We start from the raw sequence: 12,153 nt of genomic DNA, 5'->3' as shown, positions 1-12,153 counted from the left end.
AGATAAATGGCACATTTTACAAAAGCAAAAAATTTGCACGATTGGCTTAATCAACGACTTGCGATTGATACGCTTAACCGTGTTTTAGCTACGGAGTATTGGATTCCTAAAAATATTAACTTTTTATGGGCAATGGGTATGATACTTGCGATTACATTCGGACTGTTATTGATATCGGGTATCTTTTTACTGATGTATTATCAACCGAATATTGATTTGGCATTTGACAGTGTAAACTACACGATAATGCAGGAAGTCGGTTACGGTTGGTTATGGAGACATGTTCACGGTGTAGCGGCATCTGTAGTGTTCCTGATAATCTACATTCATATGTTCACAGGGATATATTACGGTTCATATAAGAACGGTCGTGAAATGATTTGGATTTCAGGGATGCTTTTATTTGTTGCGTTTTCAGCAGAAGCATTTTCAGGATACATGCTCCCATGGGGTCAAATGTCTTATTGGGCTGGTATGGTTATTACAAATCTTTTTGCTGGTGGTAGTTTACATGCTGATGGCTTAGTTGAGTGGATACGCGGAGATTATATTCCTGCTCAAGCATTTTTAAATCGTTTCTTTATGTTACATGTATTGTTGATTCCTTTGGCAATTATCGGTCTTATCGGATTACACTTCGGTGCGCTTCGTATTCCACATGTAAACAACCAGGACGGTGAAGAGATTGACTTTGATGCTGAAGCGAAAAAATATTTGGCCGGCGACAAAGCAAATTCAAAAGTAATTCGTTTTATGAATGACTTTTTGGCAAAAGATATGATGGTTGTGGGAATTTTCCTCATTCTTTTCTTTTATCTTGTCTTTTATCATTATGATTTTGCAATGGACCCTGTAAACTTTGACCCTGCAAACGGTCTGAAGACGCCTGCGCATATTTATCCTGAGTGGTATTTCTTATGGTCTTATGAGATTTTACGTCCATTTTCAACAGATGTCGGACTGATTGCATTTGCTTTTGCACAGGTAATTTTCTTTCTGTTACCATTTTTAGACAGAAGCCCAAATGCAGTGCCTGCGTCACGTCGAGGTCTGTTCAAATACTGGTTCTGGGCAATGTTGATTGACATGATTATACTGACGGCAATGGGTAAAGTTCCGCCAGAAGGTGTATTTAGCGCTATCGGTTTTTACGCGGCTATAACGTTTATCGGTTTATGGATTATACTTCCATTTATCACAAAATTTGAAAAAAAAGTTTAAGGAGTAAACAGTGAAAGAATTATTTATATTAGTGGTCGTAACTGTATTTACTCTTGTGACATACTATTTGGTTGAACCGTTTGCACATTCGCAAATGCACAAACACATAGAAAGTGAAGGGTTTACATACAAAGATTTACCGGCATTGACAAAAAAAGGTGATGCTGCACGTGGAAAAGACCTGGTCATGGGTGCAGGTGCCTGTGTTGGTTGTCACAGTATTGAGGTTGCCGGTATGCCGGCTCCGATGGATCCTGTAACTGCAGCACAAAGCTACGGTGTAAACCCACCGGATTTATCAAATGCAGGGGTTGTTTTCGATGCTAAATTTTTAGCAGCACTCATTAAAAACCCTGCACATGCTTTAATGCTTGAGCATAAATACAATGAAAAAAGCGGTAAATCTTATCCGATGCCACAGTTCTACGGAGCCGGCGGAGATATGGATCAGGAAGTGGCTGACATGGTTGCCTACTTACAGTCAATTGCAGTACCGCAAGAGAAATTAACGCCAAATATGGCATTTGAAGTTGCTTGTGGACGATGTCATGCAATTCATTATCAGTATAATTTAGACGGAAAGCTTCATGCACCGTGGACACAAATCGGAGAAAAACCGACATTCAAACACAAACAGGATGAGTTGGCATTTGAAACAAAAGTGCTTGATTATCAAGACGCTTTAACAAAATATCTCGGTACCTTGCCACCGGATTTAAGTATGTATATCCGTTCTCGCGGAGAGCACTACATCAAAACTTTTGTTGAAGATCCTCAAGCGTATCTTAAAGGAACTGCGATGCCTCGTGTAGGTGTGACTGCAGAAGCTGCTGATAAAGTGATTGAGCATCTTGAAAATGTCGGAGATTCCAAACGTCACAAAAGAGAAGAAATCGGTAAATATGTTATGATATATATTATTATCTTTGCAATATTTGCTATTCTTTGGAAAAAAGAAGTGTGGAGAGACTTGCACTAGTCTTTTTCTTTGGGTTTCCATACTTTGTGTGGGAACCCATTCCCTGGCTATTACAATCAATGTTATTAAGTTAAGCGACTTTTGGGAACCCGTACTTCAGTGCGGGCTGAGAGTGGCAAAAATATTGCAATAGCCGGTACTGAAGTACAGGTTCCGAAAAAGTATTAATTTTTTTCACTTAATAACACTGCGCTATTACCCCTCCTAAAGTTAAGCTTTGATATAATCTTTTTTATGAGATTTAGAGATATCAAAAAAAACACAAAACATCAAAAACAACAACAAAAGAGACCTCACATACGCTATGCGCGTTATCCGGATAGAATAAAAGCACTCATTACCGACTTGTTTATGATATATGCACCTATTTTATATATTATTGCTTATATTGTGATGGGAAGCAAAGAAGCATTTCAGTCTTCGCAATGGGCACCATTTTTCGGGGTAGCAACATATGGATTGATTTACGCCGTTCTTCTGGCAAAATTTGGACAGACTCCGGGAAAAAAAGCCTATAAAATTAAAGTAGTTGACGATAAAACATATAAAAATATAGGATTTTTTCGGGCTTTGTGCCGTTTTACAGCTTTTTTGTTTTCTGCAACAATTCTTTTAGGATTAGCAATTCCATTTTACAGAAAAGACAAAAAAGCATTGCATGATATAATATGCGCAACTGTAGAAATTGAAGTTGATTAAGAAGTGCATCAACTCTAAAAGATATAATGACAAGAATTAAAATTAGGAAATATAATGCTTATTGATAGCTATGACAGAGTGGTAGATTATTTAAGAGTTTCTGTAACCGAACGATGTAATTTTAGATGTCAGTACTGTATGCCCGAAAAACCGTTTTCATGGGTTCCAAAAGAAAACTTATTGAGCTTTGAAGAGCTGTTTGAATTTATGAAAGTGGCTATTGACGAGGGTGTGAAAAAGATTCGCATTACAGGCGGAGAACCGCTTTTGCGCGAAGATCTGGACAAATTTATTCAAATGATTTATGATTATGAACCTGCGATAGATTTGGCAATGACAACCAATGCTTTTTTGCTCAAAGGCACGGCACAGCGGCTTAAAGATGCAGGGCTTAAACGCATTAATGTCAGTATTGATACTCTTAAACCGGAAGTGGCACAGGCTATAGCGGGAAAAGATGTTTTGAAAAATGTACTTGAAGGCGTGGATGAAGCACTCAAAGTAGGGCTGAAAGTCAAAGTAAACATGGTACCTATGAAAAACATGAATGCTGATGAGATTGTGGATGTGCTGGAGTATTGCAAAGAGCGTAATATGAGTGTGCGTTTTATAGAGTATATGGAAAACAAATTTGCCAAAGCGGATATTTCAGGGCTGAAATCATCAGAGCTTCTGGAAATTCTCAGAGAAAAATATGAATTTGAAGATGAAGGTTTTGACGGTGCCTCGCCATCGCATTATTACAGAATGAAAGACGGATACCGGTTTGGTATTATTGAACCCTACGGAGATGATTTTTGCAAGCAGTGCAACCGTATAAGACTGACTGCCGAGGGTAATCTGATACCGTGCCTGTATTTTGATGAGGCAATGAGCATTGCGGAGTCGATTAAAAAGGGTGATATCAAAGGGGCGGCAGCTGTTTTAAAAGAGGTTGTGCGTACAAAACCGGAAAAGAATCGCTGGGGCGGAGAAGATGATGAAGTTTCCAACCGGGCTTTTTATGAGACGGGTGGATGATCTACCTCGTTGAGCATTTTTACTCTATTCAGGGGGAGGGCAAGTATGTAGGCACGCCTTCTCTTTTTTTCCGTTTCGGCGGCTGCAATATGAAGTGCGAAGGTTTCGGGTGTAAAGAGACAGCAAATGACGGTACAGAAGTTGTCGGCTGTGATACTGTTTATGCCGTCAATAAAGAGCATTTTTTACAGAGTTGGGTACCTGTTTATAAAGTAGAAGAACTGCTCAATATTCTCTCTTTGTATGATTTGCCCGAAGCGGTAGACATTGTTTTGACAGGCGGTGAGCCTCTGATTTATGCCAACGATACACTCTTTGTTGCTTTTTTGGAAGCCCTGGTGGCAAAGGGACATCAGATAACTTTTGAAACAAACGGTTCTTTAGCGGTTGATTTTGAAAAATATCCTGTATACAAAGAGTGTGTGTTCGCTCTGTCAGTGAAGCTTTTTAATTCTGGAGAATCCCTGAGTAAACGTCTGCGCGGTGATGTGATTTACAATATTGCCGCAAATGCAAAAGATGCTTTTTTTAAATTTTCCATTGACAAAGAGTCTATAAATATAGCTCTGGAAGAGGAGATACAAAGCGTCACCATGCATTCCCCTCAGACCAAGGTTTACTGTATGCCTGTAGCAGGAAGCAAAAAAGAGTTGGAAGAAAATACCGAACCGCTGATAGAGTTCTGCAAGGCAAAGGGGTACAATTTCAGTGACAGACTGCACATAAGAATCTGGGATGCCAACAAAGGTGTATAGCATCAAGGCAGTTTCATATGTTTTGTCGGAATCCGTACTTTAATGCTCAAACATGATTTGAGAGAAAATTAAATTTTTTTCTGCAGTCCGGGCTGAGAGTGGCAAGGCTATTGCAACAGCCGGCACTGAAGTACCGGTTCCGACAACACTATTAAGTTAAGAAAACTAATGCTTTCTTGGAACCGGTACTTCAGTGCCGGCTTTGTGTCTTTAAAAATAGGTGAACAAGAGGGATTTATCATGATTATCAGAAAACTTTTTAAATTTGAAAATGCACATATTGTACGGGGATGCTCAACTGTAAAATGCAGAAGTTCGATTCACGGGCACTCTTACAAAGTGGAACTGCTTTTTGCATCCAACTTTTTGGATAACGGACAGATGGTCTATGATTTTGGACTGATGAAGCAAAACATGAAAGATCTCGTGGAGAGTTTTGATCATGCGATTGCTCTGTGGCGTGATGATGATCCGGAGTTTGTCCGTGATATGAAAAAACACTCTGCGCGCTGGGTCCAACTGCCTGTGTCGCCTTCTGCAGAGCAGTTTTCACGCGTCATTTTTGTAATGATAGAGAGACTTTTGTCGCTTACATCAACACAAAACGGAGAAAAAGAAGTACGCCTTGAGAGCGTCATAGTGCATGAAACCGCCACAGGTTATGCACAATGTTTTCGTGAAGATGCCCACTCAAAAAACATGGGTGAAATCAAGCTTGAAGAGATTGTTTTTTCTGTGCAGGTTTTAGAGGATTTTAAAGATAAAGACCTATTTGAAAAGATAAAAAGAGGAGAAACTTTTTTAAATCCTGCAAGTGTCTGAGCCCTCTTAATATTTTTTAATAATAGAGTGCTATACTTAAAGCAAACAAAAATATAAAACACTGTTCTTTTGGTATAAAAGGAGAAGAGATATGGCACAGGAAGAGATTAACAAAGCTGTCTCGGGCGAGTATAAACTCGGATTTGAGATAGATATAGAACAGGACACACTGCCTCCCGGGTTAAATGAAACAACCGTTCGTTTCATTTCCCAAAAGAAAAATGAACCGGAGTGGATGACGCAGTGGCGCTTAAATGCTCTTGAAAAATGGCAGAAAATGCAAGAGCCCCACTGGGCACATGTAACTTACGAACCTATAGACTACCAATCAATTTCTTATTTTTCGGCTCCAAAAAAGGGAGCAAATTCTCTTGATGAAGTTGATCCAAAAATTCTTGAAGCCTATAAAAAACTCGGCATTCCTTTGGATGAACAAAAACAGCTGCAGGGGATTGCCGTAGATGCCGTTGTGGATTCTGTTTCTGTAAAAACCACATTTTCTGAGGAGTTGAAAAAGCACGGGATTATCTTTTGTTCTATTTCTGAGGCCCTGCAGGATTATCCTGAACTTGTTAAAAAGTATATGTTCAGTGTCGTACCGATGAATGACAACTATTATGCAGCCCTGAATGCTGCTGTTTTTACAGACGGCACCTTTGTCTACATTCCAAAAGGGGTTCGCTGTCCGATGGAGTTGAGTACCTACTTTCGTATCAATGCACTCAACACAGGACAGTTTGAGAGAACACTGATTGTTGCAGACGAAGGAAGTTATGTAAGCTACAATGAAGGCTGTTCCGCACCAATGCGGGATGATTCACAGCTGCATGCCGCTGTTGTGGAACTGATTGCGATGAGGGATGCGGAAATCAAATATTCTACCATTCAAAACTGGTATCCCGGTGACAAAGAGGGCAAAGGCGGCATTTACAACTTTGTTACCAAACGCGGTCTTTGCAAGGGAGACAATGCGAAAATTTCCTGGACGCAGGTGGAGACCGGTTCCGTCATCACCTGGAAGTATCCAAGCTGTATTTTGCAGGGAGACAACAGTGTGGGTGAATTTTATTCAGTTGCCGTGACAACGCTTGCACAGCAGGCAGATACAGGAACAAAGATGATTCACCTGGGAAAAAATACAAGTTCTACCATCATCTCAAAAGGAATTTCTGCGATGCGGGGACAGAACAGTTATCGCGGACTAGTCAAAATGGCGGCCAAAGCTGAAGGCGCACACAATCGAAGCGAATGTGATTCTCTGCTTATAGGAAGCGAGTGCGGGGCACATACATTTCCTTATTTGGAGAACAAAAGTGCCCATGCCAAGGTTGAACATGAGGCAACAACAACAAAAATCAGCGACGAACAGCTTTTTTATCTGCGTCAACGGGGTATCAGCGAAGAGGATGCTGTGAGCATGATAGTACACGGATTTTGTAAAGAGGTGTTTAACCAACTGCCGATGGAGTACGCGGTAGAAGCCAAAGCGCTCTTAGAATTAACATTGGAGGGAAGTGTAGGATGAGTACAATGATGGAAATAAAAAATTTGCATGCAAATATAGGTGAAAAAAATATTTTAAAAGGATTGAATCTTTCACTCGAAACAGGGAAAGTTCATGTCATTATGGGGCCAAACGGTGCAGGGAAGTCGACACTCTCCAAAGCCATTGTCGGGCATTATGATATCAGTGTCGGTGAGGGCGATATTGTTTACAAAGGAGAAAGTATTGTTGAAGAAGCACCGGAAATGCGTGCGCTCAAAGGTATATTTTTAAGTTTTCAAAATCCTGTAGAGATTCCGGGTGTGAGCAATGCCTATTTTTTACGAACAGCGGTGAATGCAAAAAGAAAGTTTGAAGGCAAAGAAGAGCTTAACGCTGCAGAATTTTTACGCGAAGCAAAGCGTCTGGCAACGGAACTCGGAATGAAACCTGAGCTCATTACCCGTTCACTCAACGAGGGTTTTTCGGGCGGCGAGAAAAAACGAAACGAAACACTGCAGATGCTGATGCTTGAACCTGATTTTATTATTTTGGATGAGATTGATTCCGGACTTGATATTGATGCTCTGCGGGCAGTAAGTGAGGGGATTAACAAAATCAGAGATGAGAAAAGAACCTTTTTGATTATCACACATTACAGCAGAATTCTTGAGTATGTGAAACCTGACTATGTGCATGTGCTCAAAGACGGCAGAATTGTTAAAACTGCGGGTCCTGAACTTGTGGCAGAGTTGGAAGAGAAGGGATATACAACTCTTGAGGAGTTTTAAAATGAAACAGATAGTTTTGGCCAATATTTTAGCAAACCTTTCTTCTGTGGTCTCACAAGAAACAGCAGCTGCGGCATCCCGTCTGCAACTACTCGGACTGCCTACGAAAAAAACAGAGCAGTACCGGTATTTTCCTATTGAAAAACTCCTCAATGCAGAGTACAGAGCAATCGCAAAAAAAGAGTCTGAAATTGAAGAAGCCGATTTTGTGGAGATAGTTGACGGTGTTGTAGTACGTGCGCCAAAGGGCTTGAAAATCGGCTATACAAAGAGGCGCACTATTGCTGAAGAGCATTTTGACCCGCTCTATTATCTTGGGCATCTGCTCTCTTTGGAAGTCATTGAAATCAATTTTGAAAATGACAGCAGCATAAAGATTTTACACAGATATACCCAGGAAAATGCGCTTATTGCCTACAGGGTAGTTGTGCAGACTGCACCAAATATAAAAGTGACACTTTCTGAATCTTTTATAGGCTGTGATGCAAAAGAGAGTTTGGTGCTCTACGGCTGTGATATCCGTCTTCAAAGAGATACGCGATTCACTTTTATAAAAGATGAAACACTCGTTGAGGGTATCTATACACCGGTCCATTCGCATTATATAGAGCTGGCAGAACAAAGCAGTGCAGACTTTTTCAGTTTTGATTTTGGCAATGCCGACGGGCTTCAGTTAATACAGGCAAAACTGATGCACTCAAGTGATTTCAGGGCACATCATCTTTTATATACAAAGGGAGAGAGCAAAAGAGGCACGGTTTCGCAGATTGTGCATGCTGCAAAAGATGCACAAAGTTCCCAAAAAGCAAAAACAATTTTAGGAGAGAGCGGACGGGGAATTTTTGATGCGCTCATTAAAATCAAAGCAGAAGGGAGCGGTACAAAAGCCTACCAAAACTCCCAGGCCGTTTTACTCAATGACGGGGCCTACATGGCGAGTAAACCACAGTTGGAAATTTATATAGATGATGTGGAAGCCAGTCACGGTTCAACGATAGGGGAGCTTGATGCACAACAGCTTTTTTATCTCCGCTCACGGGGTATTATGCTTGAAGAGGCCAGAAAAATGTTGATTTTGGCTTTTGCAAATGAAATCATTGATGCGATAGAAGATGAGAAAACAAGAGAAAATGTGCACCTCTCTTTTGAAAAGGTTTATTACGGTCATGGACAGTTGGAGTGTATAGCCACCTGCCATCACTGCTGTGAGACTGTGTTTGGAGAAGAGTTGTGAGTGTTAGGGACAAAGTAAATTATTACAAAGAAGATCTGGAGATGTTTGAAACACCAAACGAAAAGTTTGAATATATTTTTGATTTGGGAAAAAAACACACTGTCTTGCCTGAAGAAGAAAAAAATGAAGCAACATTTATAGAAGGCTGTTCTTCTCCTGCCTGGCTTGTCGGTGAGTGTAAAGATGGTAAGCTTGTTTTAAGAGGTGAGGGCAGCAGTGAAATGGCAAAGGGAATGCTGAGTCTGCTTTTAGATATTTTCAGCGGACAGGAGGTGGATGATATTCTTGCCTTTGATCCCAAAGAGCTTGAAAAACTGGGAATAGTCGAGCACCTTTCCCCTGTTCGTCAACAGAGTTTAGAGGCTTTTTTAAACAAAGTCTATGCTTATGCAAAAAGATGCAAAGAGGAAGTGGTATGAGTGATATAAGAGATGTGACGCCTAAGGAGAGTGAAGCACGGGTTATTGAAGAGTTAAAGAAGATATATGATCCTGAACTTCCGGTAGATATTTATAATCTTGGTCTGATTTATGATGTCAAGTGTGAAAAAGATCCGGTGAGCAAATTAAACAGATGCAAAGTTGTCATGACGCTTACCGCACCAACCTGTTCGATGAGCCAGGTCATTATAGATATGGTGAAAAATATTGCCAATACGATAGAAGACGGTTCTGTTGAAGAACTTGATGTTGAGGTGGTGTATGATCCGCCATGGGATCAAAGCAAGATGAGCGAAGAGGCAAAACTTGCTATGGGGATGCTGTAAAATTACGCTGCTAACTTAAAGGTATAAAGTCTGCACTGCAGAAGCTGAACTTTGTACTGATTGTCTTTACCGGGGTTTCTTTTGGAATTTCTGTACAGTTTTCATCAGTGATGATAAAACTGTTCGCCTCTGCGAGAGGAGAAATCATTCCCGGAGCATACTGCTCACAAACCGTAAAATATTCACCGTCAAAATAGCCGGGAATGACTGTTCTTCTTCCTGCGCGCAGTGTGACATCATTTTTCATTTTGGCAATAATGGGGTTGATGTATTTGTCTTTTTGTCCGCTCATTGCATAAATAATGCTTCTTCCGAAAAGCTCAAAATTTAGAGCTGCTGCGAGCGGATTTCCAGGCAGATTCAAGATGACTTTGTTTCCGATTTTTCCAAAAGTAGTCGGTTTTCCAGGTTTGATGGCTACTTTGTCAAAAAGAATTTCATACCCGAAGGCGCCAAACGCCTCTTTTGTAAAGTCGGCATCTCCGACACTTACTCCGCCGCTTGTAATGATAAAATCACAGTCAAGTGCACTCCTTATGTGTGTATGAATATCTTCGAGGGTATCTGCGGCAGTACCGATAAACTCCACTTCACAGCCGAGTTCTTTGACACGGGAGAGGAGAGTCGGTGTATTTGTATTGTAGAGTTGATACTCTGTAATCTGCTCAAAGTGCATTTTCAGTTCATTCCCTGAAGCAAACAGAGCGACACGGGGCTTTTTGTACACTTTGACATGGCTGATGCCCTGGGATGCGAGCAGTGTAATCTGATGCGCATCGATTTTGTCACCGACACAGAGCAAGAGAGTCTCTTTTTTGATATCTTCACCGCTGAGACGGATATGCTTTGAGATGACAAGATTGTCGGGAAGTTTGACACCGTTTTGGCACTCCTGTGTATCTTCAACCGGTACGATACACTGGGTTCCAAGCGGAATTCTTGCTCCTGTCATGATTTTGATGGCTTCTCCGTGTCTGAGTTCACCCTGAAAATCATCCCCTGCAAAAATTGTACAAGACACCGTAACACATTTGTCAGAGTCTTCTATCTTTACCGCATACCCGTCCATCGCGGAATTGTCATAAGGCGGGAGATTGTGTGTTGCTGTAATATTTTCGGCAAGTACATAGCCCAAAGCTTCTTCAATGGGCAGTATTTTGAGCGATTTTCGTTTCGTATTTGTATAAATCAGTTCGAGTGCTTTTTCAATGCTTACAGTCATAATAGTATATCCTTTGTGCAGACTCTTTGTTTAATGGACATATTATAATATAATTTCGTTATGAATGAAATGTATAATATGGGTTTAAGCCTACATAGTTGGTCTGCGGTTGCAATTTTAGTGATGATTTTTGTAAATCTTTTTTTTCTGATAAGTTCTCAGGAGCTTGCCAGATACAAAAGGGTCAACTCTTTGTATTTGACACCTTTGACAATGACAATACTTGGTTCGCTTTTGTTTACCGGTATAGTGATGATGGCGGCAAAGCACCTGCACTTCAGTATAGAAAATATTGCTATGATTTTTTTAGGTGTTGTATTGATTGTTTTGGAAACAAAAAGGTTAAAAGCCCTGAAATATCTGAGTACGAAAAAAGAGCATGCTTTTAACGCATACAAACCGTTTGCAAGAACAATTTTGCAGGCAGAATTTGTTTTGGTGCTTTTGATGTCACTGTGGATGTGGTTTTTGTAAAATGGTATATCTTTTCAATGCAGAAGCAGGCAAAGACTCTTTACATGTAAAGAGCGAAGATTTTAAATATCTTATAAAAGTACGCCGCCACAAAGTCGGTGACGAACTGGGTTTTCGCAATAAAGAAGATATAGAGAGGCTGCATATATACAGGTTGCAGAAAATCGAACCAAGAACGGCAGTGTTTGAGCGTATTTCTTCAGAAATCCTGAGAGTCAAAGCAGAAAAAGAGCTGCATATCGGCTGGTGTGTCATTGACAACAGGTCTGTTGAAAAAGTACTGGCAAGTCTGAACGAAACAGGGGTGAAAAAGATTACTTTCATCTACTGCGAGCGCAGTCAGAAAAACTTTAAGCCTGATTTCAAGCGGTTTGAACGGATTTTGCAGGCTTCAAATCAGCAGTGCGGGCGTACAGAGTTTATGGAATTTGCTACATGTAAAGGGCTTGAAACATTTATCAAAGAAAATCCGGATACAAAAGTTTTTGATTTTACAGACAAAATACTGGAGTATGAGAGTGATTTTACAACAGTACTGATAGGCTGTGAGGGCGGGTTTTCAGCCAAAGAAAAAGAGTTTTTGAAAAATCAGGAAGTGTTCCGGCTGGATACACCTATGATTCTTCGTTCTGAGAGTGCAGTTTTAGCAGTTGCAAGCAAAATATTGCTTTAAGAGAAGCGTGATAT

Annotated in this window: 14 protein-coding genes; 13 read left to right on the top strand and 1 reads right to left on the bottom strand. The window is 40.5% G+C overall.

Annotated elements, in window-relative coordinates; all coding sequences use genetic code 11:
• The first annotated feature begins 6 nt into the window (after nt 1–6).
• The 11 genes from MLC35_RS10235 to MLC35_RS10185 all read left to right on the top strand — a co-directional run bounded on the left by MLC35_RS10235 (nt 7) and on the right by MLC35_RS10185 (nt 9,770).
• On the top strand, nt 7–1,221 hold the full coding sequence (locus tag MLC35_RS10235) for a cytochrome b (protein ID WP_151899473.1): 1,215 nt from the start codon (nt 7–9) through the stop codon (nt 1,219–1,221).
• 10 nt (nt 1,222–1,231) lie between these two features.
• Nucleotides 1,232–2,200, top strand: a complete 969-nt coding sequence (locus tag MLC35_RS10230; RefSeq protein WP_151899474.1) for a c-type cytochrome — start codon at nt 1,232–1,234, stop codon at nt 2,198–2,200.
• 234 nt (nt 2,201–2,434) lie between these two features.
• On the top strand, nt 2,435–2,899 hold the full coding sequence (locus tag MLC35_RS10225; RefSeq protein WP_346389674.1) for an RDD family protein: 465 nt from the start codon (nt 2,435–2,437) through the stop codon (nt 2,897–2,899).
• 54 nt (nt 2,900–2,953) lie between these two features.
• The gene (gene moaA, locus MLC35_RS10220; RefSeq protein ID WP_346389673.1) at nt 2,954–3,919 is read left to right on the top strand and encodes a GTP 3',8-cyclase MoaA; all 966 of its coding nucleotides are present in this window, start codon (nt 2,954–2,956) and stop codon (nt 3,917–3,919) included.
• Nucleotides 3,916–4,674 (top strand): 7-carboxy-7-deazaguanine synthase QueE, encoded by a 759-nt coding sequence (locus MLC35_RS10215; protein WP_346389672.1) that lies wholly within the window; start codon nt 3,916–3,918, stop codon nt 4,672–4,674. Before moaA ends, MLC35_RS10215 begins: the two co-directional genes overlap by 4 nt.
• 240 nt (nt 4,675–4,914) lie before the next feature.
• The gene (locus tag MLC35_RS10210) at nt 4,915–5,496 is read left to right on the top strand and encodes a 6-pyruvoyl trahydropterin synthase family protein (RefSeq protein ID WP_151899478.1); all 582 of its coding nucleotides are present in this window, start codon (nt 4,915–4,917) and stop codon (nt 5,494–5,496) included.
• A 91-nt stretch (nt 5,497–5,587) separates the two neighbouring features.
• Nucleotides 5,588–7,021: a Fe-S cluster assembly protein SufB gene (sufB, locus tag MLC35_RS10205; RefSeq protein WP_151899479.1), complete on the top strand. Its 1,434-nt coding sequence runs from the start codon at nt 5,588–5,590 to the stop codon at nt 7,019–7,021.
• Nucleotides 7,022–7,026: 5 nt separating this feature from the next.
• Complete coding sequence (sufC, locus tag MLC35_RS10200) at nt 7,027–7,770, top strand: Fe-S cluster assembly ATPase SufC (RefSeq protein WP_151899480.1); 744 nt, start codon at nt 7,027–7,029, stop codon at nt 7,768–7,770.
• A 1-nt stretch (nt 7,771) separates the two neighbouring features.
• Nucleotides 7,772–9,004 (top strand): SufD family Fe-S cluster assembly protein, encoded by a 1,233-nt coding sequence (locus MLC35_RS10195; RefSeq protein ID WP_434636873.1) that lies wholly within the window; start codon nt 7,772–7,774, stop codon nt 9,002–9,004.
• A gap of 41 nt (nt 9,005–9,045) precedes the next feature.
• Nucleotides 9,046–9,423 carry a SufE family protein gene (locus tag MLC35_RS10190; RefSeq protein WP_434636871.1) on the top strand — a complete coding sequence of 126 codons (378 nt, stop codon included), beginning with the start codon at nt 9,046–9,048 and terminating at the stop codon, nt 9,421–9,423.
• Nucleotides 9,420–9,770: a metal-sulfur cluster assembly factor gene (locus MLC35_RS10185; protein ID WP_346389668.1), complete on the top strand. Its 351-nt coding sequence runs from the start codon at nt 9,420–9,422 to the stop codon at nt 9,768–9,770. The genes MLC35_RS10190 and MLC35_RS10185 overlap by 4 nt, the downstream gene beginning before the upstream one ends.
• 10 nt (nt 9,771–9,780) lie before the next feature.
• On the opposite strand, the gene MLC35_RS10180 is transcribed toward MLC35_RS10185, so the two are convergent.
• The gene (locus MLC35_RS10180; RefSeq protein ID WP_434636869.1) at nt 9,781–10,992 is read right to left on the bottom strand and encodes a molybdopterin molybdotransferase MoeA; all 1,212 of its coding nucleotides are present in this window, start codon (nt 10,990–10,992) and stop codon (nt 9,781–9,783) included.
• A gap of 78 nt (nt 10,993–11,070) precedes the next feature.
• On the opposite strand from MLC35_RS10180, the gene MLC35_RS10175 reads away from it, so the two are divergent.
• Nucleotides 11,071–11,466, top strand: coding sequence for a hypothetical protein (locus tag MLC35_RS10175; protein WP_346389666.1), 396 nt, complete (start codon nt 11,071–11,073; stop codon nt 11,464–11,466).
• 1 nt (nt 11,467) lies between these two features.
• Entirely contained in the window at nt 11,468–12,139 is a 672-nt protein-coding gene (locus MLC35_RS10170; RefSeq protein ID WP_434636867.1) for a 16S rRNA (uracil(1498)-N(3))-methyltransferase, read from the top strand.
• The last annotated feature ends 14 nt before the right edge of the window (nt 12,140–12,153 follow it).

Source organism: Sulfurimonas sp. NW7 (assembly GCF_051132265.1).
GTDB classification, from domain to species: Bacteria; Campylobacterota; Campylobacteria; order Campylobacterales; family Sulfurimonadaceae; genus Sulfurimonas; species Sulfurimonas hydrogeniphila.
This window is presented reverse-complemented; position numbering and strand designations above follow the sequence as displayed.

What these genes read in the sequence shown, in the direction of transcription:
- MLC35_RS10235 (WP_151899473.1), top strand. Translation starts at nt 7, where the DNA reads ATGGCACATTTTACAAAAGCAAAAAATTTGCACGATTGGCTTAATCAA.
- MLC35_RS10225 (WP_346389674.1), top strand. Translation starts at nt 2,435, where the DNA reads ATGAGATTTAGAGATATCAAAAAAAACACAAAACATCAAAAACAACAA.
- moaA (WP_346389673.1), top strand. Translation starts at nt 2,954, where the DNA reads ATGCTTATTGATAGCTATGACAGAGTGGTAGATTATTTAAGAGTTTCT.
- MLC35_RS10215 (WP_346389672.1), top strand. Translation starts at nt 3,916, where the DNA reads ATGATCTACCTCGTTGAGCATTTTTACTCTATTCAGGGGGAGGGCAAG.
- MLC35_RS10210 (WP_151899478.1), top strand. Translation starts at nt 4,915, where the DNA reads ATGATTATCAGAAAACTTTTTAAATTTGAAAATGCACATATTGTACGG.
- sufB (WP_151899479.1), top strand. Translation starts at nt 5,588, where the DNA reads ATGGCACAGGAAGAGATTAACAAAGCTGTCTCGGGCGAGTATAAACTC.
- sufC (WP_151899480.1), top strand. Translation starts at nt 7,027, where the DNA reads ATGATGGAAATAAAAAATTTGCATGCAAATATAGGTGAAAAAAATATT.
- MLC35_RS10195 (WP_434636873.1), top strand. Translation starts at nt 7,772, where the DNA reads ATGAAACAGATAGTTTTGGCCAATATTTTAGCAAACCTTTCTTCTGTG.
- MLC35_RS10190 (WP_434636871.1), top strand. Translation starts at nt 9,046, where the DNA reads ATGTTTGAAACACCAAACGAAAAGTTTGAATATATTTTTGATTTGGGA.
- MLC35_RS10185 (WP_346389668.1), top strand. Translation starts at nt 9,420, where the DNA reads ATGAGTGATATAAGAGATGTGACGCCTAAGGAGAGTGAAGCACGGGTT.
- MLC35_RS10180 (WP_434636869.1), bottom strand. Translation starts at nt 10,992, where the DNA reads ATGACTGTAAGCATTGAAAAAGCACTCGAACTGATTTATACAAATACG.
- MLC35_RS10175 (WP_346389666.1), top strand. Translation starts at nt 11,071, where the DNA reads ATGGGTTTAAGCCTACATAGTTGGTCTGCGGTTGCAATTTTAGTGATG.
- MLC35_RS10170 (WP_434636867.1), top strand. Translation starts at nt 11,468, where the DNA reads ATGGTATATCTTTTCAATGCAGAAGCAGGCAAAGACTCTTTACATGTA.